The 24,142-nt window shown below is 59.9% G+C and carries 19 protein-coding genes and 1 tRNA gene; all 20 read right to left on the reverse strand.

Annotated features, from left to right (window positions below; translation table 11 throughout):
- Window positions 1–134: 134 nt before the first annotated feature.
- Complete coding sequence (gene infB / locus HDE79_RS20035; protein WP_184604731.1) at window positions 135–2,996, reverse strand: translation initiation factor IF-2; 2,862 nt, start codon at window positions 2,994–2,996, stop codon at window positions 135–137.
- 170 nt (window positions 2,997–3,166) lie between these two features.
- Window positions 3,167–4,672: a transcription termination factor NusA gene (gene nusA / locus HDE79_RS20040; protein ID WP_184604733.1), complete on the reverse strand. Its 1,506-nt coding sequence runs from the start codon at window positions 4,670–4,672 to the stop codon at window positions 3,167–3,169.
- An 88-nt stretch (window positions 4,673–4,760) separates the two neighbouring features.
- Complete coding sequence (rimP, locus tag HDE79_RS20045; protein ID WP_184604735.1) at window positions 4,761–5,336, reverse strand: ribosome maturation factor RimP; 576 nt, start codon at window positions 5,334–5,336, stop codon at window positions 4,761–4,763.
- 212 nt (window positions 5,337–5,548) lie between these two features.
- Window positions 5,549–5,625, reverse strand: a tRNA-Met gene (locus HDE79_RS20050).
- A gap of 109 nt (window positions 5,626–5,734) precedes the next feature.
- The gene (gene nuoN, locus HDE79_RS20055; protein WP_184604736.1) at window positions 5,735–7,189 is read right to left on the reverse strand and encodes an NADH-quinone oxidoreductase subunit NuoN; all 1,455 of its coding nucleotides are present in this window, start codon (window positions 7,187–7,189) and stop codon (window positions 5,735–5,737) included.
- Between the two features lie 12 nt (window positions 7,190–7,201).
- Window positions 7,202–8,710, reverse strand: a complete 1,509-nt coding sequence (locus HDE79_RS20060) for an NADH-quinone oxidoreductase subunit M (protein WP_184604738.1) — start codon at window positions 8,708–8,710, stop codon at window positions 7,202–7,204.
- 15 nt (window positions 8,711–8,725) lie between these two features.
- Window positions 8,726–10,765 carry an NADH-quinone oxidoreductase subunit L gene (gene nuoL, locus HDE79_RS20065; protein WP_184604740.1) on the reverse strand — a complete coding sequence of 680 codons (2,040 nt, stop codon included), beginning with the start codon at window positions 10,763–10,765 and terminating at the stop codon, window positions 8,726–8,728.
- 4 nt (window positions 10,766–10,769) lie between these two features.
- Window positions 10,770–11,075, reverse strand: a complete 306-nt coding sequence (nuoK, locus tag HDE79_RS20070; RefSeq protein ID WP_179481613.1) for an NADH-quinone oxidoreductase subunit NuoK — start codon at window positions 11,073–11,075, stop codon at window positions 10,770–10,772.
- Window positions 11,072–11,722, reverse strand: coding sequence for an NADH-quinone oxidoreductase subunit J (locus tag HDE79_RS20075; RefSeq protein ID WP_184604741.1), 651 nt, complete (start codon window positions 11,720–11,722; stop codon window positions 11,072–11,074). The genes nuoK and HDE79_RS20075 overlap by 4 nt, the downstream gene beginning before the upstream one ends.
- 8 nt (window positions 11,723–11,730) lie before the next feature.
- A complete protein-coding gene (nuoI, locus tag HDE79_RS20080; RefSeq protein ID WP_184604743.1) occupies window positions 11,731–12,222 on the reverse strand; it encodes an NADH-quinone oxidoreductase subunit NuoI in 492 nt (163 codons plus the stop codon).
- Window positions 12,223–12,230: 8 nt separating this feature from the next.
- On the reverse strand, window positions 12,231–13,259 hold the full coding sequence (gene nuoH, locus HDE79_RS20085) for an NADH-quinone oxidoreductase subunit NuoH (RefSeq protein ID WP_184604744.1): 1,029 nt from the start codon (window positions 13,257–13,259) through the stop codon (window positions 12,231–12,233).
- A gap of 5 nt (window positions 13,260–13,264) precedes the next feature.
- A complete protein-coding gene (nuoG, locus tag HDE79_RS20090) occupies window positions 13,265–15,592 on the reverse strand; it encodes an NADH-quinone oxidoreductase subunit NuoG (RefSeq protein WP_184604746.1) in 2,328 nt (775 codons plus the stop codon).
- Window positions 15,589–16,929 carry an NADH-quinone oxidoreductase subunit NuoF gene (gene nuoF, locus HDE79_RS20095; protein ID WP_184604748.1) on the reverse strand — a complete coding sequence of 447 codons (1,341 nt, stop codon included), beginning with the start codon at window positions 16,927–16,929 and terminating at the stop codon, window positions 15,589–15,591. The genes nuoG and nuoF overlap by 4 nt, the downstream gene beginning before the upstream one ends.
- Window positions 16,930–16,932: 3 nt before the next feature.
- A complete protein-coding gene (gene nuoE, locus HDE79_RS20100; RefSeq protein WP_184604750.1) occupies window positions 16,933–17,460 on the reverse strand; it encodes an NADH-quinone oxidoreductase subunit NuoE in 528 nt (175 codons plus the stop codon).
- 18 nt (window positions 17,461–17,478) lie between these two features.
- The gene (locus tag HDE79_RS20105; protein WP_184604752.1) at window positions 17,479–18,732 is read right to left on the reverse strand and encodes an NADH-quinone oxidoreductase subunit D; all 1,254 of its coding nucleotides are present in this window, start codon (window positions 18,730–18,732) and stop codon (window positions 17,479–17,481) included.
- Between the two features lie 2 nt (window positions 18,733–18,734).
- The gene (locus HDE79_RS20110; protein ID WP_184604753.1) at window positions 18,735–19,463 is read right to left on the reverse strand and encodes an NADH-quinone oxidoreductase subunit C; all 729 of its coding nucleotides are present in this window, start codon (window positions 19,461–19,463) and stop codon (window positions 18,735–18,737) included.
- Window positions 19,464–19,473: 10 nt separating this feature from the next.
- Window positions 19,474–20,031, reverse strand: a complete 558-nt coding sequence (locus HDE79_RS20115) for an NADH-quinone oxidoreductase subunit B (protein ID WP_184604755.1) — start codon at window positions 20,029–20,031, stop codon at window positions 19,474–19,476.
- Complete coding sequence (ndhC, locus tag HDE79_RS20120; RefSeq protein WP_184604757.1) at window positions 20,022–20,378, reverse strand: NADH-quinone oxidoreductase subunit A; 357 nt, start codon at window positions 20,376–20,378, stop codon at window positions 20,022–20,024. The genes HDE79_RS20115 and ndhC overlap by 10 nt, the downstream gene beginning before the upstream one ends.
- A gap of 259 nt (window positions 20,379–20,637) precedes the next feature.
- The gene (locus HDE79_RS20125) at window positions 20,638–20,985 is read right to left on the reverse strand and encodes a PilZ domain-containing protein (RefSeq protein ID WP_184604848.1); all 348 of its coding nucleotides are present in this window, start codon (window positions 20,983–20,985) and stop codon (window positions 20,638–20,640) included.
- Window positions 20,986–21,142: 157 nt separating this feature from the next.
- On the reverse strand, window positions 21,143–24,016 hold the full coding sequence (locus HDE79_RS20130) for an EAL domain-containing protein (RefSeq protein ID WP_184604758.1): 2,874 nt from the start codon (window positions 24,014–24,016) through the stop codon (window positions 21,143–21,145).
- Window positions 24,017–24,142 lie beyond the last annotated feature (126 nt).

Genomic DNA, 24,142 nt, shown 5'->3' on the forward strand with positions numbered 1-24,142 from the left:
TTGTTCCCTCTCCCCACTGGGGAGAGGTACGGGTGAGGGGCTGGCGTTGCGAAAAGCTCGAACAAAGGAAGCTTATGCCAGGCCTTGGCCCCTCACTCCAACCCTCTCCCCGCAGGGGAGAGGGAGTTCATAAGTCAAAGCGTCCGCGCGACTTCCGTACGCTCGAAGCACTCGATCTGGTCGCCCGGCTTGACGTCGTTGTACTGCTTGACGGCGATGCCGCACTCCATGCCGTTACGCACTTCGTCGACCAGTTCCTTGAAGCGACGCAGCGATTCGAGTTCACCTTCGAAAATCACCACGTTGTCGCGCAGCACGCGGATCGGTTTGCTGCGCTTCACCGAACCCTCAGTCACCATGCAGCCTGCGACGGCGCCGAACTTGGAACTGCGGAACACGTCGCGAACCTGAGCGATACCGATGATGTCCTCGCGCACTTCCATGCCGAGCAGGCCGGTTGCCGCCTGGGTGACCTGATCGATAACGTCGTAGATGATCGAGAAATAACGCACGTCCAGACCGGCGGTTTCGATGACTTTGCGCGCCGAGGCGTCGGCACGCACGTTGAAACCGATAACCAGGGCTTTGGACGCGGCGGCTAGCGTGGCATCGGATTCGTTGATACCGCCAACGCCCGACGAAACCACATTGACGCGCACGCGCTCATTGCCGATTTGCGTCAGTGACTCGCGCAATGCCTCGACCGAACCCTGCACATCACCCTTGACCAGGATATTGAGCGTCTGCTGTTCCACGCCCTGACCCATCTTCGCGATGATGTCCTCGAGACGATTGCTCTTGCTGACCATGCGCGTTTCACGGCGCTTGAGCTCGCGCTCCTGAGCCACTTCACGCGCCAGACGCTCGTCATCGACACAGACGAAGTCGTCGCCGGTTTCCGGCACACCGGACAAGCCGAGCACCTGCACCGGAATCGAGGGACCCGCTTCCTGCACCTGTTTGCCGGTTTCGTCGATCAGCGCGCGCATGCGGCCGTATTCAACGCCGCAGACAATGAAATCGCCCTTCTTCAACGTGCCCTGCTGCACCAGCACGGTCGCGACCGGACCACGGCCACGATCGAGACTGGATTCGATCACCACGCCGGAGGCGCGGCCATCGGCCACGGCCTTCAACTCCATCACTTCGGCCTGGATCGAGATCGCATCGAGCAGATCGTCGACACCGGTACCGGTCTTGGCCGAAACCGGAATGAACTGGACGTCGCCGCCCCAGTCTTCCGGCACGACTTCGTACTGCACCAGACCCTGCTTGACGTTCTCCGGGTTGGCGCCGTCCTTATCCATCTTGTTGACCGCGACGATCAGCGGCACCTTGGCGGCGCGCGCGTGCTTCACCGCTTCGACGGTCTGTGGCATGACGCCGTCATCGGCCGCCACCACCAGCACCACGATATCGGTCGACTGCGCGCCACGGGCACGCATCGAGGTAAACGCAGCATGGCCGGGGGTGTCGAGGAAGGTGATGACGCCGCGCGAGGTTTCGACGTGATACGCACCGATATGCTGCGTGATGCCACCCGCTTCGCCCGATGCCACCTTGGTACGACGGATGTAGTCGAGCAGTGAGGTCTTGCCATGATCGACGTGACCCATGATGGTCACCACCGGCGGACGGGTGATCTTGTCGCCTTCCAGCTCGACGTTCTGGGTGTGCGCGGCCAGCGTGTCTTCGGCGTTGCTCTGATTGTCAGCTATTACCGTATGACCCAGTTCTTCAACGACCAGTACGGCGGTGTCGTGATCGACGGTCTGGTTGATGGTCGCCATGACGCCCATCTTGAACAGCGCCTTGACCACCTCCGAACCCTTGACTGCCATCTTCTGGGCCAGGTCAGTCACGCTATTGGTCTCGGCCACCACCACTTCACGCACCACTGGCGCGGTCGGACGGGAGAAGCCGTGCGGACCAGTCGGCGCGCTGCTGCTGCCGCGCGACATCTCGCGACCTGAAGTGCGACCAGCCTTGCCGCCACGCTTGTTGCTGGACGACGAACGGCGGGCGCGATCGGCCTCGCTCAAATGCATCTGGCCGCCGGCAAAGCGCTTGCTGCCATCGCGCTCTTCCTTTCCGCTGCCGGGATTCTCGCTGCGCTCACGCGCATGCTTGGGCTTGCGGCTGGCATCACCACCCGCAGGGGCGGCTGCGGGCGATGCGGGGCTGCCAGCGGCCGGGCTCACCCGTGCGGCTGCCGGAGCAGCAGCTGGCGCTGGAGCGGGCGCTGGAGCGGGCGCTGGTGCAGGCAACGGCTTGACCAGCTTCTCGCGTTTGCGCGGCTCGTGGATACGCGGCAGGATCATGCCGAGTTCGCGCGTATCCATGCGCTGGGTGACAAACGGTTCATCAGCGCTCGGTGTCGACGGCACCTCGACGACGGGCGATGGTGCCTGCTCAGCCTCAGCCTGATCATCGCTGGCAACCACCTGCTCGGCGACGACGACTGCGGCGGCGTCAGCCTGACGCTGCGCGTGCTCCTGCTGGAGCTGCTGCTCTTCCAGGGCGCGCTGCTGCGCTTCGTGCTGGCGGCGCTGTTCGGCGTCGGCACGCTCTTGTTCCTCGGCTTCACGCTGCTGCTGGGATTCCTGCAGTTTGCGCACGGCATCTTCGCGCTCGCCGTCGACACTGGCGTCTTCGGCAATCACGCTACGCTTGACGTAGGTGCGCTTGGCGCGGACTTCGACGTTGACTGTCTTGGCTGTGCCCACCGTACCGCGGGCGCCGGGCGTGGCGATCTTCAGTTCGCCAACGGTGCGGCGCTTGAGAGTGATCTGGCGCGGTGCACTGTCATCGGCCTCGGCAGTCACTTCGTTCTTGCCGTGTGTGCGACGCAGGAATCCGAGCAGCTTCACCTTTTCGGTGCTGCTGATGGTCTGCTCCTGGTCGGAGAATTCCATGCCGGCTTCACCAAGCTGCTTGAGCAGCCGGTCGACGGGCATGCCCAGTGTATGGGCGAGTTGTTTGATCGTGTCCGACATCGTTTTGTTGCTCCGCCGTTTCCGCGCTTGGGCCTTCTTCGGCCCTCGGACCTCATCGGTCCTTATCGACTGTGCCGCGATAAGTTGCACCGCCACCGCCATCCATGGTGAAAGGCCCCGAAGGAAACCTTTCTCGGCGCGCCCATCCAGGGCGCAGCCTTGTCCGCGGGTTAGCCGCCTTTCTCCAGTCGCTCAATCATCGGCGCTCGTGCAGCCATGATCAGTGCGGCAGCCCGCGCTTCGTCCATGCCTTCGATATCGATCAGGTCGTCGACGGCCAGATCCGCGAGGTCGTCCACCGTGCTGATTTCGCGCGCAGCCAGTGCATAGGCTGTCGCCTCGTCCATGCCCTTGAGCGCCAGCAGCTCGTCGGAAGGCTGATGGTCACCCACGCCCTCCTCCGCTGCCAGTGCCTCGGTGAGCAGTGCGTCACGGGCACGGGCACGGAGTTCTTCGACGATGTCCTCGTCGAAGCCTTCGACCGCCAGCAGCTCGGCGCTAGGTACGTAGGCAATTTCCTCGACGCTGGAGAAGCCTTCCTGTACCAAGATAATGGCGATTTCCTGATCCACTTCAAGCTTGTCCATGAACAGCTGGCGCGCGGCCTCCTGCTCGGACTCACTCTTGGCGGTGACCTGATCCTGAGTCATCACGTTGAGCTGCCAGCCAGTGAGCTTGCTGGCCAGACGCACGTTCTGGCCACCGCGACCGATCGCCTGGGACAGTTTGTCCTCGGCTACCGCGATATCCATCGAGTGCTTTTCCTCGTCCATGATGATGGACTGCACTTCGGCCGGCGCCATCGCATTGATGACGAACTGCGCCTGGTTTTCGTGCCACAGGATGATGTCGACGCGCTCGCCGTTGAGATCGTTCGACACCGCCTGCACGCGCGAACCACGCATGCCGATGCAGGCGCCGATCGGATCGGTGCGGCTGTCGTGGGCCAGCACGGCAATCTTGGCGCGATCGCCCGGATCGCGGGCGCAACCCTTGATTTCGACCAAGCCCTGGCCGACTTCCGGCACCTCCAGCTTGAACAGCTCGATCATGAATTCCGGTGCGGCGCGCGAAACGAACAGCTGCGGACCACGCACTTCGGACTTCACTTCGTACAGATAACCGCGAACGCGATCACCGACGCGGGCCGATTCGCGTGGAATCGTCTTGTCGCGCGGAATGAACGCCTCGGCATTGCTGCCCAGGTCGAGGTAGATATTGCCGCGCTCGACGCGCTTGACAATGCCGGTGACCAGTTCGCCCACGCGATCGGCGAAGGCGTCGACGACCTGCTGGCGCTCGGCTTCGCGCACGCGCTGCACGATCACCTGCTTGGCAGCCTGCGCGGCGATGCGGCCGAACTCGGCGTTCTCGACCTGCTGCTCGATGAATTCGCCGACCTCGGCGCCTTCACGCTCGTCGATTGCGTCCATCAAACGCAGCTGATAGGAGGGCGATTCCATCTCACCATCGTCGGCAATGATTTCCCAGCGACGGAAGGTTTCGTATTCGCCGGTGTCATTGTTGATCGACACGCGAATGTCGGGTTCTTCGTCCGGATAACGTTTCTTCGCCGCCGAAGCCAGCGCGGCCTCCATGGCTTCGAAAATGACTTCACGCGGCACGCCCTTTTCATTGGCGACGGCATCAACGACCAGCAAAAGTTCTTTGCTCATTGCAGCAACTCCATAGGCGCCCAGCGGCGTCCCATCGTTCTGATTGATTGTTTTGTGCTTTTTCAATACGTACTTAGGTTTGTCGTGTTTAATCTTTGGGTGCCTTGGAGACCGCCGGCTTGCCGCCACGCTTGGGCTGGGGCGCATATCCCAGTGCCACCCAGTCCGGCACGACGCGAGCGGTATCCACCAGCGAATGCTCGAACGCAAACGTCTTGCCTTCCGCTTCCAGCGTGATCTGCTCGCCTTGCACCGACACCAGCTTGCCGCGCAGGCGACGACGACCTTCCAGCGGTGCCTTCAGCAACAGCTTTATTTCCTGACCAACGACCTTCGCAAACTGCGCGGCGCTAAATAGCGGCCGATCCAGACCTGGCGAGGAAACTTCCAGCACGTAGTTACCGGGGATCGGATCCTCTACATCGAGCAGCGCCGACAATTCCCGGCTGGCCGTCTCGCAATCCTCAATGCCGACCTCGCGACGATCACCGTCTGCGCCAGCCTCACCGGGTTCGCTCTTGTCGAGCCCGATTTTATCGAGCAAGTCCAAGTAGACCCGAAGGGTACTCTGCCCGTGTGACGGGGTGAACTCCACGCCGATGCATTCCAGCCTCAGATCGGCCAGAACTTCGTTGAAACGTTGTGCCAGTGCCTGTGTATCCATGGGTTTGTCTCCCAGACCACCTTTGATCAAATCACTAAATTCAGAACCGCAGAAACAAAAAATGGGCTCCAACGGCCCATTCCTTTACCTCGCCGATGTATCTGCTCTACAGCTCTTTCAGGCGCCGATGACCAACTTCAGTCCGGCACCGCGCATCCTAGCGCCCAACAAAAAAGCCTCACGAGGAGGCTTTCTTTGCATCAAGAAAGATCTGGTAGCGGGGGCAGGATTCGAACCTGCGACCTTCGGGTTATGAGCCCGACGAGCTGCCAGACTGCTCCACCCCGCATCAGAGTCCGAGGAGTTTAACGGTCTGGCCGGTTTCTTGCAAGCGATCGCTGGTAAAAAAAGTCATAAACATGCACACAACGAAATCAGAGTTACTGCGAATAGAGGTATCAGAGCCCGAAGGCACTGCGACACCAACTCAGCAACGGCCCCCAGTAAAGCCCCAGAGCCAACAGCGCCAGCGCATTCAGCGATAGCACCACCCGCAACGAGACATCCGGTTTTGCTGCCAGCACGCTACCCTCAGCCGGTTTGTCGAAGTAGACGACCTTGATCACATGCAAGTAGTAATAAAGTCCGATGATCGCGAACACGACGCCGACGATAGCCAGCCACAGCATATTGGCGTGGATCGCCGACTCCAGCACGAGTGCCTTGGCCCAGAAGCCAAACAGCGGCGGCACACCAGCCAGCGAGAACATCGCCAGCAGCATCAGGAAAGCCATCCACGGTGACTTCTGATTCAGTCCCTTCAGATCGGAGATTTCCTCGCATTCGAAGCCCGAGCGCGCCAACGCCAGAATCACACCGAAGGCAGCCACACTCATCAGCGCATAGCAGATCGCGTAGAACATCGCCGCGGCATAGCCTTCCGGGCTGGCCGCCGACAGACCCAGCAGCAGGTAACCCATGTGCGAAATGGTCGAATAGGCCAATAGACGTTTGAGGTTGGTCTGAACGATCGCGACCAGGTTACCGATCGCCAGCGACAACACAGCCAGCACGGCCAGCATCAGCTGCCATTGATGCGACAGATCACCCATACCCGCATAAAGCAGACGGTACGCCATGCCGAACGCAGCCAGCTTGGAACCCGACGCGATAAACGTGGTGACCGGGGTCGGCGCACCTTGATACACGTCAGGAATCCACATGTGGAACGGCGCGGCGCCGAGCTTGAAACCGATGCCGATGATCATGAAGATCAGTCCGAACAGCAGCAGTTTCGGCGCCGTGGTGTACGACGTCACGTGATGTAGCTGCGCCAGATCAAGCGTTGGCGTACCGCCCATGCCCGAAGCACCATAGACCATCGACATACCGTACAAAAGCATGCCCGAGGCCAGCGCACCGAGCACGAAATACTTGATTGCCGCTTCGGACGGCAGCTTCGCATCGCGGTTCAACGCCACCAACGCATACGACGACAGCGACAACAGCTCCAGTCCCAGATAAACCGTGATCAGACTGCCAGCCGAAACCAGCAGCATGATGCCGATCACGGCAAAGATCATCAGCGTATAGAACTCACCGGTCACCAGCTTGCGATCGATCAGATACGGACGCGCATAAACGAACACGATCGCCGTGGTGAGCAAGGCGAATACCTTGAGGATCTCCGACACGCCATCGCGCACGAACATGCCACCAAACGCCGTTACTGACTGCGCAGGCTGACCCACTATTACCAGATAAATCGCTACCAGCAGTACTGCGATCGAAATCCAGTGCAGCCATGGACGCTCTTTCAGCGCCATAAAAGCATCAAGCAGCAACAACAAGCACGCTGCCACTACCAGGTAGAGCTCCGGCAGCATGATCAGGATGTCATTCAAATTCGGCATGGTCGGTCCCGATCAGATCTTGTGGATGGCAAGCTGCTGCACCAGATGCGACACCGAAGTGTCCATCAAGTGGATCAGCGGCTGCGGCCAGACGCCGAGCGCCAGCACGGCGGCGGCAAAAGCAACCAGCACGAAGGTTTCGCGACCGTTGATCTCCTTCATCTCGCCCACGTGCGGATTGGTGATGTCGCCCCACAGCACCCGCTTGACCATCCACAGCGTGTAAGCCGCACCGATGATCAAGGTGAACGCGGCAAAGAGCGCAATCCACGGATTGGCACTGAAGCTGGCCAGGATCACCATGAACTCGCCGACGAAACCGCTGGTGCCCGGCAGGCCGCAGTTGGCCATGGCAAAAAATACATAGAAGAAGCCGAACCACGGCATCACGTTGATCACGCCGCCGTAGTCCTTGATCTGGCGCGTGTGCATGCGGTCATACATCACGCCGATGCAGCTGAACATGGCGCCGGAAACGAAGCCGTGCGAAATCATCTGCACCATCGCTCCCTGCATGCCCAACTGCGCCATGTCGACGCTGCCTGGCTCGCGCATCAGTAGAAACGCGATAAAGATACCCAGCGTCACGAAGCCCATGTGTGCCACTGACGAATACGCCACCAGCTTCTTCATGTCCTCCTGCACCAGCGCGACATAACCGATATAGACGATCGCGATGAGGCTCAGCACGATCACCAGCCACGCGTAATGCGAGCCGGCATCCGGCGTGATCGGCAGGATAAAGCGCAGGAAGCCGTAGGTACCCACCTTTAGCATCACCGCTGCCAGCACCACCGAGCCGCCGGTCGGCGCCTCGACGTGGGCATCCGGCAGCCACGTGTGCACCGGCACCATCGGCACCTTGATCGCAAAGGCGATCAGGAAGGCGAAGAAGATCCAGGTCTGCTCCTTCATCGTCAGCGGCAGTGCCGCCAATGTGGCCATGTCGAACGTGCCGGCCTTCTGATACAGATACAGCAGCGCGATCAACATGAAGACCGAGCCGAAGAACGTATAAATGAAGAACTTCAACGTCGCATACACGCGGCGCGGACCACCCCAGATACCGATCAGGATGAACATCGGGATCAGGATCGCCTCAAACAGTGCATAGAACAGCAGCGCATCGGTGGCACAGAACACCCCGATCAGCAGCCCCTCGAGCACCAGCATCGCGGCCATGTATTGGTGTGGCTTATCCTGGATGACCTCCCACGCGCCAACGATCACAAGAATGCTGACGAACGTCGTCATCAGGATCAATGCGACCGAAATACCATCCACCGCCAGGGCGTAATGCACGCCCCACGAAGCGATCCAGAGATAGTTTTCAGACAGCTGCATGCCGCCGGCATCGGGTTGGTACTGCACCAGCAGGAACAGGCTGACCACAAAGGTCAGCACGGCGACGATCAGCGACAGCCAGCGCGCGAGGTTGGGCCGGCGTGAGCCAGCCAGCAACACCGGAATCGCACCGGCGACGGGTAGCCAGATCAGCAGGCTAAGCAAGTGATTGAACATGTGTGCCTGCTTCCCTTATTGCCCGGCCACGCCGGTGCCAATCAACAAATACCCGCCGAGTAGCACGATCAGGCCGAGAATCATCGCGAACGCGTAGTGATAGAGATAACCCGACTGCAAACGACGGACGGTGGCCGCAATGCGGTGAACCACGCTTACCGAACCGTTGACCATCACGCCGTCGATCAGACCAGCATCGGCAACCTTCCAGAAGCCCTGCCCCAGCTTGACGCCGCCACGAGCGAATACCGCAAAGTAGACGTTGTCGACCCAGTATTTGTTGTCCAGCACGGTCCAGAGCGGCTTCAACGCGCTCTTGATCTTGCCGGCCATCGCCGGGTTGAAGAGATAGATATAGGTGGTGATCAAAAACGCGGTCAGCACCAAAAAGAACGGCGGCTGTGCGAAACCCTCGAGCGCAAGACCCATTGCGCCATGAAAGTCTTTACCCACTTCCGCCATGACGTTGTTGGCTTCATCGATATGAATAGCGTTGCCAAACCAGTTACCGAATAGCATCGGGCCAACTGTGAAAAACCCCACCAACAGCGAAGGAATCGCCAACAGCACCAATGGCACCGTCACCACCCACGGAGACTCGTGCGGCGCATGTTCCAGCACGCCCTGCTCGTGATGATCGTGGTGATCATCCAGATGCGCATGCCCGTGATGCTCGACCACGGTAAAACGCTCCTTGCCGTGGAAGGTCAGATACATCTGGCGGAAGGTATATAGACCCGTTACGAATGCGCCGGTCAGTACGCAGAAATAAGCGTAATGCGCACCCCAGCGATGGGACTCGCCGACCGCCTCGATGATCGCGTCCTTCGAGTAGAAGCCCGAGAAGAACGGCACGCCGCACAGCGCCAGCGAACCGATCCACATGGTGATCCAGGTGATCGGCATGTACTTGCGCAAGCCGCCCATGTAGCGCATGTCCTGCTCATGGTGCATGGCGATGATGACCGAGCCCGCGCCGAGGAACAGCAGCGCCTTGAAGAACGCATGCGTCATCAGGTGATACACCGCACCGGTATACGCCGACACGCCCAGCGCCACCGTCATGTAACCCAGCTGCGACAGCGTGGAATACGCGATTACCCGCTTGATGTCGTTCTGCACGATGCCGATCATCCCGGTGAACAGCGCCGTCGTCGCGCCAATGACCATGATGAAGCTGAGCGCCGTCTGCGACAGCTCGAACAGCGGCGACATGCGCGCCACCATGAAGATGCCGGCCGTCACCATCGTCGCCGCATGGATCAGCGCGGAGATCGGCGTGGGGCCTTCCATCGAGTCAGGCAACCACACGTGCAGTGGCACTTGGGCGGACTTGCCCATCGCACCGATGAACAGGCAGATGCAAATCACCGTCGCCGCATCCCAGTGCGTATTGGCCGTGATCTGCAGCGTCTTGCCGACCAGGCTCGGTGCGGCGGCGAAGGCGGTGTTGTAGTCCATCGTACCGAGGAAATACAGCACGCCAGCAATACCCAGCAAAAAGCCGAAATCGCCCACGCGGTTGACCAGGAAAGCCTTGAGGTTGGCGAAGATTGCGGTTGGCTTCTTGTACCAGAAGCCGATCAGCAGGTACGACACCAGGCCCACCGCTTCCCAGCCGAAGAACAACTGCATGAAGTTGTTGCTCATCACCAGCATGAACATCGAGAAGGTGAACAGCGAGATGTAGGCAAAGAAGCGCTTGTAGCCCGGGTCGTCGCTCATGTAACCGATGGTGTACAGATGCACCAGCAGCGAGACGAAACTCACCACGACCAGCATCATCGCGGTCAGGCGGTCGACCATGAAGCCGACGCTGGCATTGAAGTGACCGATCTGGAACCAGGTGTAGAGGTTCTGGTTATAGACCTCCGCACCACCGAGCGTAAGCTGGTAAAGCACGTAGAACGCCAGCGCGCACGAGATCGCTACACCGAGAATAGTGACGGTATGCGAACCGGCACGACCGATAAACTTGCCGAGAAAACCGGCGAGCAGACAGCCCGCGAGGGGAGCCAGCGCAATCGTCAGCAGGATGGATGTCGAAAGCTGCATCGGATCAACCCTTCATGCTGTCGATATCGGAAATATTGATCGTGCTGCGATTGCGGAATAGCAGCACCAATATCGCCAGACCGATGGCGGCTTCCGCCGCAGCCACGGTAAGAATGAAAAACACGAATACCTGACCAGACACATCGCCGAGAAAACGCGAGAACGCCACAAAGTTGGTGTTCACCGCCAACAGCATCAGCTCGATCGACATCAGCAGTACGATGACGTTCTTGCGATTGATAAACAGGCCGGCAACGGCGATGCAGAACAGAATGGCGCCGAGCACGATGTAGTGCGATAGCGTAATCATGAACTTGGCTCCTGGGGTGGCACGGGCGTCGACTGAGCAGGACGCACCGCGTCCATTTTTACGATGCGGATGCGGTCACGCGGATTGACCCGCACCTGTTCGTTGGCCGACTCGTGACGTACACCGGCACGCTGGCGCAAGGTGAGCGCCACGGCCGCCACCACACCGACGGTAAGAATCAGGGCAGCTACTTCGAAAGGCAGCAGATATTTGGTGTAGAGCGCCTGACCCAGCCATGCGGTGTTGGATACACCTGCTGCTGCGGCCGGATCGGGACCCATCACCTGCGCGTGCATCGCCTTGACGCCAATCAACCCGAGCATCTCGACCAACATCGCCACAGCGACGATCAAGCCGATCGGCAGGAATTTGACGAAGCCTTCGCGAATCTTTTCCTGGTCAATGTCGAGCATCATCACCACGAACAGAAACAGCACCATCACCGCGCCGACGTAGACCACGATCAGCGCCAACGCCAGAAACTCGGCATCGGCCAGCATCCAGAGACAGGCAGTACTGAAGAATGTGAGCACGAGCGAAAGCACGGCATGCACGGTGTTCTTCAGCGTAATTACCGACAACGCGGCGACCACGGTGATGAAACCGAAACCGTAGAAACAGATGAGTTGGAACAATTGGGGATTCATCGTCGGCCTCAGCGATATGCCGCGTCTTGCGTGCGGTCAGCGGCAATCTGCTTTTCGAAGCGATCGCCGATGGCGAGCAACTGCAGCTTGTTCACCACGTTCTCGCCACGATGCTCGAAGTGGTACTCGTGGATGCTGGTTTCGACGATCGAATCCACCGGGCAGCTCTCCTCGCAGAAGCCGCAGAAAATGCACTTGAACAGGTCGATGTCGTAGCGCGTGGTGCGGCGTTGGCCGTCCGATTCGCGCGGCGCCGAGTCGATCGTGATCGCCAGTGCCGGACACACCGCCTCGCACAGCTTGCAGGCGATGCAGCGCTCTTCGCCATTGGCGTAGCGGCGCAATGCATGCAGACCGCGGAAGCGGTTCGACTTCGGAATGTGCTCCATCGGGTAGCGCACGGTGTATTTCGGCTTGAACATGTAGCGGATGGTCAGCGCCATACCGCGGAACAGCTCGATCAGCAGCAGACTTTTGAAATAATGGGTAATGCGGGACATGGCTTTCTTCAGACCCCCGTGCCGATGGTGACCCAGCCGAAATATTTCAGGCAGCCGGCGACGAGGACCCATACAATGGCGATGGGAATGAATACCTTCCAACCCAGCCGCATGATCTGGTCATAGCGGTAGCGTGGGAAGCTGGCGCGAAACCAGAGGAACAGGAACGAAAACAGGAATGCCTTGATAAGCAGCCACGGAAAACCGCCCTGCCCGATGAAACCCCAAGACGAGGGAAACGGCGACAACCAACCGCCCATAAACAGCACCGCGGCCAGGAAGCTGACCAGGATCATGTTGGCGTATTCGGCCAGGAAGAAGATCGCGAACGCCGAACCGGAATACTCCACATGGAAACCGGCCACGATTTCGGACTCGCCCTCGGCCACGTCGAATGGCGCTCGGTTGGTCTCAGCCACGCCGGAGATGAAATAGATCACGAAAACCGGCAGCAGCGGCAGCCAGAACCAGTCGAGGATGCCCTTATGGCCAGCCTGCGCATTGACGATGTCGGTGAGGTTGAGGCTACCGGCCAGCACAAGCACGCAGACCAGGCAAAGACCCATCGCCAGCTCATACGAAATCACCTGCGCCGCCGAGCGCATGGCACCGAGCAGCGCATAGCGCGAATTGGACGCCCAACCGGCGAGGATGATGCCGTAGACGCCCATCGAGGTCATCGCCAACAGATACAGCACGCCAGCATTGGCATTGGACAGCACCATCTTGCTGCTGAACGGAACGACAGCCCACGCCGCCAACGCGGGGACCAGGGTCAGCAACGGCGCGAGGTAATACAGGAACCGATTCGCCGTCGTCGGCAGGATCACTTCCTTGATCAGCAGCTTCACCACGTCGGCAAATGCCTGCAGCAAGCCGAACGGACCGATCTTGTTCGGCCCCATGCGAACGTGCATCCAGCCGATGACCTTGCGCTCCCAGTACACGAACATCGCTACCGCGAGGATCAATGGGATCGTGATGCACAGGATGTAGACGATCGGCCAGACGAGATGATTGATGAGTTGATCAATCATGATGCTTATGCCTTGCTCAAGTTGATGGCTGCGCCGTAAGGCGGCAGTGTGGCAGTGACGTCCTGGCCAGCTTCGATCCATGCCGTGCCATCGGGTACGGATTTATCGATCACTAGCGGCAGGGTTGATTCGGCCAGGCGAACCTGACTGCCCTCGGTCAGACCCAGCCGCCCGGCTTCATCCGCATTCAGACGCACGGCAGGCGCACGATTGAGTGGGTGAGCCTGCAACGCCGTGGCTCGGCGCACTACCGCATCGCTGCGATAGATCGGCCAGGTTGCAAGACGCGTGAGGCCGGTGACTTCGGCACGCTTGGCCAAACCGCTACCCGATGTCGATGCACGCTCGCTGATGCCATCGCGCAGACCGGCAAGATCATCAAACTCGAAACCTGCCAACTGCAACGAACCACCCAGCGCACGCAACACCTTCCAGCCGGCGCGCGTCTGTCCAGCTGCCTTGGCACCGGCGCTGACGCTCTGTGCCAAACCATCGACGTTGACCAGCGTGGCATCGATCTCCGGCAACAGTGCGATCGGCAGGATCACATCGGCAACCTCGCGCAATGCAGCGCTGGCATAAGCGCTGAACGCAACGACCTGCTCGGCGGCATGCAGCGCTTTCAACGCAGCGCCACCATCGGCAAAATCGTGCGGCGGCTCGACGCCATACAACACATAACTTTTGCGTGCCTGCGTGAGCATCGCCTGTGCATCCAGACCGCCATTGCCCGGCGACACGCCGACCTTTGCCAGACCCACGGCATTAGCGCCGACCGGCAGTTCGTTGTAACCGGCGCCGGTGGCGTCAGCGATGAAACGCGCGATGGCGCGAAGCCAGGATGCCTGCGGGTGTGTTACCGCGGCTTCGCCGAGAATCACCACGGCCTTGCCCGACTTCAGTGCGCTGATGACGTCATTGTCACCGTCGTCGCTCTGCGCGCCGTTGATCGCTTCGCTCAGTGCCGTCGGCGCAGATGCACCCGCACCGACGGCAGCCTTGGCTACCGATAGCAGCGCATCGACCATGGCCTGCGGCGCCACAATGGCCTGGCCTGCCAGCTGGTAATTGAATTCAAATAGCGCCGGGTTGACGAGATAGACCTTGGCACCCTTCTTGGTCGCCTGGTGCAGACGATGGTTGACCAGCGGCATCTCGTGGCGCAGGTCGGAGCCGACCAGCAACGCTGCCCTCACTTTGTCGATTTCGGCAACCGGCAACCCGAAGGGTTGCGCCGAGGCGTTGTCGGCAAAATCGAGCTGACGCAGACGGTGATCGATGTGCGCACTGCCCAGGCCACGAGCCAGACGCATCAGCAGATCACCCTCTTCGTTCGAGGTGGCTGGGTGAACCAGGATACCTAGCTCACTGCCCTGCTCTTTCTTCAAGGCTTCGCCGGCGAACTTCAACGCGTCTTCCCACGTCGTCACCTGCCACTGACCATTGCGCTTCACTTCCGGCGCGCTGATGCGATCGGGCGCGTACATACCCTGGTAGCTGTAGCGATCGCGATCTGACAACCAGCATTCGTTCACCGCTTCGTTGTCGCGCGGCACGGTGCGCAGCACGTCGCCACGACGCGTATGCAGCCACAGGTTGGAACCCAGCGCGTCGTGATAGCTGATGGATGGTTTGGCAATCAGCTCCCAGGCACGCGCCTGGAACTGGTAGGGCTTGTTGGTCAACGCACCGACCGGGCATACGTCGATGATATTGCCCGACAGCTCGGTCTCGAGCGTCTTGCCGATATACGTGCCGATCTGCAGGTTCTCGCCGCGGCTCATGCCGCCCAGCTCATACGTACCGGCGATTTCGCTGGTGAAGCGGACGCAGCGCGTGCACTGGATGCAGCGAGTCATTTCGGTGGCAACCAACGGGCCGAGATTTTCGTCGGTGATGGTGCGCTTGCGCTCGGTGTAGCGCGACACGCTGCGGCCGTAGCCGAGTGCCACGTCCTGTAGCTCGCACTCACCGCCCTGATCGCAGATTGGGCAGTCGAGCGGATGATTGATCAGCAGAAATTCCATCACGTCACGCTGGAACTTCAACGCCTTGTCCGATCGCGTGGTGACCTTCATCCCCTCGGCCACCGGCGTGGCGCAAGCCGGCTGGGGCTTGGGCATCATCTTGCCGCCCATCTCCACATCGACCAGACACATGCGGCAGTTGGCAGCAATCGGCAGCTTGCGGTGGTAGCAAAAGCGCGGGATGGCAACACCAATGGCATCGGCGGCCTCGATGATCATCGCGCCCTTGCGGATCTGCGTGGGCTTGCCATCGACCTCAATATTCAGCAGGTCGGGGGCGGCGTTGTTGACGGGTTGCGCACTCATGCGGCAACTCCATGCTGATTCAATTCGGGATTTGCTTCAGCCATCTGGTCTTCGGTCATTGAACGGCCGTGCTGTACGTAGTATTCGAATTCATGCCAGAAACGACCAAGGAAGCCCTGCACCGGCCACGCCGCTGCCTCACCGAACGCGCAGATGGTGTGCCCTTCGATCTGGCCGGCAACGGCCTTGAGGCGATGCAGATCATCGGTGGTGCCCTTGCCGTCGACGATGCGCGACAGCACGCGATACATCCAGCCAGTACCTTCGCGGCACGGTGTGCACTGACCGCAGGACTCCGCGAAATAGAAGCGCGAAATGCGATGGCACATCTTGACCATGCAGGTGGTGTCGTCCATCACGATGACCGCGCCCGAGCCCAGACCGGAGCCGGCCTTCTGCAGGGCATCGAAGTCCATCGTCATCTCCATCATGATGTCCGCCGGCAGCACCTTCATCGAGGCACCGCCGGGGATCACAGCTTTGAGCTTACGACCCGGCCGCATGCCGCCGGCTATTTCGAGCAGATCCTTGAATGACGTTCCAAGGGCAATTTCGAAATTACCCGGCTTGGTGACGTGGCCCGATACCGAGAAAACTTTTGGCCCGCCATTGTTCGGCTTGCCGATGTTGAGGAACCAGTCCGCCCCATTGCGCATGATCGCCGGGATCGAAGCATACGTCTCGGTGTTGTTGATGGTCGTCGGCTTGCCGTACAGCCCAAAGTTGGCCGGAAACGGTGGCTTGAAGCGCGGCTGGCCTTTCTTGCCCTCGAGCGATTCCATCAGCGCGGTTTCTTCACCGCAGATGTAGGCGCCGGCGCCCAACGCGGCATAAATGTCTACATCCAGACCACTGCCTTGGATGTCCTTGCCTAGCAGGCCCGCGGCGTAGGCTTCTTTCAATGCTTCTTCAAAATGCTCGAACGGCTCGTGATGAAACTCGCCGCGCAGATAGTTGTATGCCACCGTGGAGCCGGTGCAGTAGCAGCCGATGGCCAGTCCTTCGATGACCGCGTGCGGGTTGTAACGCAGGATGTCACGATCATGCGATGTGCCGGGTTCCGATTCGTCGGAATTGCACAGCATGTATTTTTGCATCGTCCCTTTTGGCATGAACGACCATTTCAGACCCGTCGGAAAGCCGGCGCCACCGCGACCGCGGAGCGCACTTTTCTTTACCTCTTCGATCAGCGTCGCCGGGTCGGGCTTTTCGGCGAGGATCTTCCGCCATGCCTTGTAGCCGTCCACTTGCTCGTAGCTGTCCATCGCCCACGGTTTGTCGAAATGCAGCGTGGTCAAAACGACCTGATGTTCTTTGGGTGCGGGTCCGACTGCCATGATCTACTCCAACCCGTCCAGAATTTTGTCGAGCTTCTCGATGTCCAGATGCTCGTGATAGTGGCCGTTGACGGTCATCGCCGGGGCGCGCACGCAAGCAGCGATGCACTCTTCTTCGCTTTTCAGATAGACGCGGCCATCGGCGGTACTTTCGCCGAGCTTAATGCCCAGCTTTTTTTCGCAGTGACGCACCAAGTCGTCCGCGCCGTTGAGCCAGCACGAGATATTGGTACAGATCGCTACGTTGTTGCGGCCAACCGGCTTGGTCTCCAGCATCGAATAGAAGCTGGCTACCTCGTACGCCCATACCGTCGGCAGATCGAGATATTTCGCCACCGCGGCGATGAGATCATCGCTGAGAAAGCCCTGGTTCTGCTCCTGCGCCGCGAATAGCGACTGGATCAGCGCTGAACGCTTTCGATCCGGCGGAAACTTGGCCACCCATGCGTCGATGTGATGGCGTGTGTGCTCAGTGAGAACGACGAGTGGATCGACGTTCCTGACCTGATCGAAATGTCCGGTGACTTTCATAGATTCTTTCCTTCGGACTCAGCGATCGACTTCGCCGAACACGAGATCGTAGGTGCCGATCATGGCAACCACGTCGGCGAGCATATGGCCGCGCACGATGGTGTCCATGGACGAGAGGTGGGCAAAGCCCGGCGCGCGCAGATGCACGCGGAACGGCTTGTTGGCGCCATCGGAAACCAGATAGCAACCGAACTCACCCTTGGGCGCTTCGACCGCACAATAGGTTTCGCCAGCCGGTACGCAATAACCTTCGGTGAACAGCTTGAAGTGGTGGATCATGGCTTCCATGTCCTCCTTCATTTCAAAGCGCGTGGGCGGCGCGACCTTGAAGTTCTTCACTATCACCGGACCGGGATTCGCCTTCAACCACTTCACGCATTGCTGGATGATCCGATTGGACTGGCGCATCTCTTCCACGCGCACCAGATAACGGTCGTAGCAATCGCCGTTGACGCCGACCGGGATATCGAAATCCACTTCGGCGTATTTCGCGTACGGCTGCTTCTTGCGCAGATCCCATTCCACGCCCGAGCCACGCAGCATCGCGCCGGTCATGCCCCATTGCTGGGCCAGTTCCGGGCTAATGACGCCGATACCAACGGTGCGCTGCTTCCAGATGCGGTTGCCGGTGAGCAGTTCTTCGTACTCGTCGACCTTGCTCGGAAAATCGTTGGTAAACGCTTCCAGGTAATCGAGCATCGAGCCTTCGCGCCAGCTGTTGATGCGCTTGAGGTCGTTACCTTTGTGCCACGGCGATTCGCGGTACTGCGGCATCTGCGAAGGCAGATCGCGGTACACACCGCCGGGACGGTAATAAGTGGCATGCATGCGCGCGCCGGAGACCGCCTCGTAGCAGTCCATCAGCTCTTCGCGCTCGCGGAAGGCGTACAGAAACACCGCCATCGCCCCCAGATCGAGCGCGTTCGAACCGACCCACATCAGGTGATTGAGGATGCGGGTGATCTCATCGAACATGGTGCGGATGTACTGCGCACGCTCCGGCGCCTCGATGCCCAGCAGGGTTTCGATCGCTTTGACGTAAGCATGCTCGTTGCACATCATCGAGACGTAATCGAGCCGATCCATGTAGCCGATCGACTGATTGAACGGCTTGGACTCGGCCAGCTTCTCGGTACCACGGTGCAGCAGCCCGATATGCGGATCAGCACGGACGATGGTTTCACCGTCCATCTCCATGATCAGGCGCAGCACGCCGTGAGCGGCCGGATGCTGCGGGCCGAAGTTCATCGTGTAATTGCGAATTTCCTGCATGCTCAATTCTCCCGCCAGTGATCGGCGGCTTCGGCTTCGGCCTGCATGAGGTCGGCGTCGTTGCGGATGGTGCGCGGTACCAGGATACGTGGCTCGATGGAGACCGGCTCGTAGATCACGCGCTTCTGCTCGGGGTCGTAACGCACTTCGACGTTGCCGATCAGCGGAAAATCCTTGCGGAACGGGTGACCCACAAAACCATAGTCGGTAAGAATGCGGCGCAGGTCGGGATGGCCATCGAAGATGATGCCGTACAGATCGAATGCCTCGCGCTCGAACCAGTTCACACCCGGCCAGATCAAGGTCAGCGACGGCACCACCGGCAGCGTGTCGTCGTCGCAGAACACGCGCAGGCGCAGGCGGCGGTTGTGCGCGATCGACAGCAGATGGATCACAGCGGCAAAACGGCGCGGCTCATTATTGCCGCGCGGACGCTCGGCCCAGTTGAAGCGGCCCATCGCCTGCCCTTCCACGCCACGCGAAAAGCCCGTGCTGGAAATGGATTCGGTATCCCACTCGGTTTGGCAATGACCGAGATAGTCAATGCCGCAAAGGTCGACCAGCTCGCTGAAGCGAAACTCGGGCTCGTCGCGCAGGGCAGTGGCCACGGCGATCAAGTCGGCAGCGGCCAGCTCGGCCGTGGTTTCGTTGCGAACCGTGCTGAGGGTCAACGTTTCGCCGAATCGCGCAGCGAGACTTTCGGCCAGCGCGCTCGAATGTGGGTCGGACATAAAGAGCCTCTTACGAACGCGCGATGGTGCTGGTGCGGCGGATTTTTTTCTGCAGCTGCAGGATGCCGTGGATCAACGCCTCGGCCGTCGGCGGACAGCCCGGCACGTAGATGTCGACCGGCACGATGCGATCGCAGCCGCGCACCACCGAATACGAATAGTGGTAATAGCCGCCGCCATTGGCGCAGCTACCCATCGAAATCACCCATTTCGGCTCGGGCATCTGGTCGTAGACCTTGCGCAGCGCCGGAGCCATCTTGTTGACCAGGGTGCCGGCCACGATCATCACGTCGGACTGGCGCGGGCTGGGACGGAAGATCACGCCATAGCGATCCAGATCCAGACGGGCGGCGCCGGCGTGCATCATCTCCACTGCGCAGCAGGCCAGACCAAACGTCATCGGCCACATCGAACCGGTACGCGCCCAGTTCATCAACGCATCAACGCTGGTGGTGGCGAAGCCGCGCTGGACGATCGGATTGTCGCCGGCCGGACGCAGGATATCGTCGACCAGATTCAGCGGCTCCGGGTTGTGCATCACCCGGCTGATGGAATTGCTCACTCCCATTCCAGTGCCCCTTTCTTCCAGACGTAGGCGAAACCGATAACCAGCAAGAGCAGGAACAAGGCCATCTCGATCAGCGCCGTGGCGCCGATCTTCTGGAACACCACCGCCCACGGAAACAGGAAGGCTATTTCCAGATCGAAAATGATGAACAGGATAGCCAGCAGGTAGTAGCGCACGTCGAACTGCATGCGGGCATCTTCAAATGCCTCGAAGCCGCACTCGTAGGGCGCCAGCTTTTCGGCACCTGGACGGCTCGGACCCACCAGCAGGCCGATGGCGAGAAGCGCCAGACCCAGACCGATGGCAACACCGATGAACAACAAAACGGGCCAGTATTCGGCAATCACGATGCAATTTACCTCCGCGCCAAGCGGCGCATCAGTGACCGCGGGGAAACGGTCTGGCGACTTTTGGTTCGTCAGGCCGGCACAGCCGTAAGCTGCTTGGCCACACTTGCAGGCACTCAGCCCGAAGCATGCGACGTTTCGCGAAGAACGGGTCCGCGAACCCCGTTATTGTACCAGCGCGTACGGGTACTACGACAAGCTCTAATGATCCCAATGTGCGGATTGACCACACATCAAGACGATCGACGTGACGTCACCATTACATGGTATGCGTCGCGCGATCCGAACTCAGCGTGCCGGCGAGGATGTTCTCGATGCGGCTGCGGGCCGCTTCCGCGTCACCCGATTCGTTGAAGTGGACGCCGATGCCGGCGATGCGGTTGCCCTGTGCACCCAGCGGGCTGATCCATACCACTTTGCCAACGACCGACAAACGCTCGGTTTCCTCGGCCAACGTCACCAGCAAGACCACCTCGTCGCCCAGCGCATAATGTTGCGCCGTTGGCGCGAACAGCCCGCCATTCTTGAGGAACGGCATATAAGCGTTATAGAGCGAAGGCGCGTCCTTGATCTTCAACGAAATAATGCCCTGTCGGGCGGCGGCCACCACGGGTTTCATGCTTGACTCCTGCCGGACGAACGCATCGACCGATTATGGCCTGATCATAAAGGCTGCGCTGACACCGCACCACAATGGCGACGCCGACGATCACCGTATCGACCACACGAACCCTGCCGATGAACGCCGATCCTCAGCACCAGACTCATATGTTTACTCGTCGCCCATCCACAAGTAACTGGCGCTCGCTGGCAAGATGACTCCACGAGGGTGGCGGCATCCAGCCAGTGACCCATTGCGGCACCGCCTCGCCAGCCATGGGCCGCGAAATGGAGAATCCCTGCAGCTGGTGGCAACCAAGCGACGCCAGCACGTCACCCTCCTCCAGCGACTCGACGCCTTCGGCAATCACCGACTTGGCCAGCATGCGTGCCGTGGTGATCACGCCTGCCGCGATGGCCATGTTGCGATCATCGCTGAGAATGCCTCGCACAAAACTCTGATCGAGTTTGATGTGCTCGATATCGAGCCGCTGGATGTGACTCAGTGATGCGCTGCCGGTACCGAAATCATCCAAGCCCACGCGAATGCCCCGACGGCGGCATTCCTCGATAACCAGGGTCGCCTGCGCGTGATCCATCGTTGGCCCGGTCTCGGTGATCTCAATGCCGAAACCCACATCCATCACCCGAGGATACGCGTCGAGCGCCACATCGATGTCGCTGAAGAAACCCGGATGCAGCAGATGCCGCGTGCTGATATTTACCGATACGGGGATGGAGACGCCATACTGCAGCCACTCTTGGCATTGCTTGAATGCCTCGTTCAATACGAAGCGGCCGATCGGTCGTGCCAGCTGCGGGTCATCCAGCGCGTGGGTGAAATTGGCGGGCTCGATCAAGCCAAGCTCGTCATCATGCAGACGGATCAGCGCCTCCATACCCGCGACACCGTGCAGCCCCGGCAAACCGTCGATATAGACGATCGGCTGAAACAGCAGCCGCAGGCGCGACTGCACCAACGCCTGGGCGATTCGCTCACGCATCGCCTGCAGCCGCAGCTGCTCCAGCTCCATCGCAGGCTCGTACAAAGCCCCGCGATCCTTGCCCTCCTGTTTTGCCGCATACATGGCGAGATCCGCGTGGCGCACCAGCCCCTCGGCATCGGACGGATCGAGTGGAAACAACGTCCAGCCAATGCTGGCCGACAGATGCAGTTGCTCTCCCATGTACTGGAACGGCACCCGCAATACCTGCAGGATGCAGCGGCTGATCACATCGAGCTGCTCGTTGCTGTCCAGACCGGAAATAATCAGAGCAAATTCATCACCACCGAACCGGGCCAGCACGTCGGCCTTGCGCAAAATGCCGAGTATGCGAGAAGAGGCTTCGACCAATACCTGATCGCCGCCGCCGTGGCCGATCGTATCGTTGACGCTCTTGAACCGATCGAGGTCGAGCACACCAATCGCCAGCAGGGAGTGATCCTTCACCGCGCTGACGCGCGTTTTTTCGAGCAGATCGAACAGCAGGCGACGATTCGGCAATCCGGTGACCACGTCGTAAAACGCCAGCCGATGGACACTCGCCTCGTGCATCTTCTGAGAGGTGACATCGCGCTGATTCCAGATGCGTCCACAGCGGACTCCATCGATATAGATCGGCGTGAAATCGCGCAATAGAGTGCGCCCATCCCTCATCAGGACCTCCTCATCCCTGACCACCTCGCCTCTCAGCAGAATTTCATTCAGCCGGAGAAACTCCTTATCGGGATCCTTGTACGCATCCGTCAACCGGGAAAAAATCATGCTCGATGGCTGATTTTCCAGTTCGGCTGGCGTCTTCTCGAAACCATACAATTTGCAAAAAGCCTCGTTGGCAAACTTCACCCGCCCTTCTTCGGATATCACCAAAATGCCTGAATGCTGGTGTGAGAGAATGGTGCGAAAATGCTGCAGATTAAAGCGCAGATCACGCTCGGCATTGAGCCGTGCAGCACGCGCACGCTGAATCTGTATGCTGAGCCCCAGCTCGATCGCCATTTCCGAAAAAACCTGAATTTCGATCGCGGTAAACGCCTCGGTATCCACCGTGCCGATGACAAAAGCACCGATCACCGTCTCGTCCGCCCGCAAGGGCAGCGCCAGCAGCGCGCGCAGATGCATCACCTCGTCGCCGGGCGAAAACTCGCCCAGGTCGGCAAGCGATGGATACCAGACCTGCGGCTCGCCAGTCTGCATCACGAGCAAAGCGACATCGTTGGCGTAGCCATCAACCGCCGCACGACTTTCACTAGCCACCTCGAAACCATCGCGCACCTGCCAGCGCAGGATCGGTTCGGCAGCACCCTGGATCAGTCCTATCCAGGCAAGGCTGTAGTCACCGATGTGCCTGGCCACATGGCAGGCCTCGATCAGCAAAAGAGGCTCTTCCCTGGCGTGCGAGACCACTTTAATCATCTCGCTGAGCAACCGCAGCGCGCGACGCTGGCGCGCTTCGTGTTGAACCGACTTCAGCAGCAGTACCCGTTGTTGGTGGGCCTCAAGCCCCAAACCGATATTTGCCGCAGCCTGCTGCAGCAACTCGATCATCGCCGGGGAAAAAAAATCGACGTCGGAAGACCGTATCACCAGACCTGCATGCACTTCGCCAAACGTCAGCACCGGTACCGCAATCGATGACGTGATGCCGTGGCGCATAAAAGCCTGACGAAACATTTCCATGCCAGACGTATGCGCAATATCGGCTTCCAGCTGCGGTGTGCCATGCCAGAACGACGGTTGTGCCACAGCAAACGGCAATTGCTCAGGATAGATATCTTCCATGCCCAGCGGGACGTGAGCCGGTGCGATGCGTCGAAACCAACCACTGGCGCGATCAACCTCGCCAATCATGACAAGACGTGCACCGATCCGTCGCTCAAGCACCTCGATCACGGCCTCGTAGAGAACGACAGGATCGAGCGAGTTCAGTAACAACTGACTCAGATCGGAAAGCGCCGCATAGAGGCTTTCGCCGGACACGGCCCGAGGCTTCAGCTCAGGGCTAACCAGTCGCGGATTCTGATCCGGGGTGCGCATGCATGTGGCCAGCCGGTAAACGGGATCCGCCTAATCGCAGCGCCCATAACGGCGTGCCATTCGACAGCGTTCTTGTCGGTATCGAAAACGCCGCCAGCGCCTCAGTGCGCCAATCCCCAAGTCGGC

Origin of the sequence: Rhodanobacter sp. MP1X3 (genome assembly GCF_014207165.1) — a bacterium.
In the GTDB taxonomy this organism is placed as follows: Bacteria; Pseudomonadota; Gammaproteobacteria; order Xanthomonadales; family Rhodanobacteraceae; genus Rhodanobacter.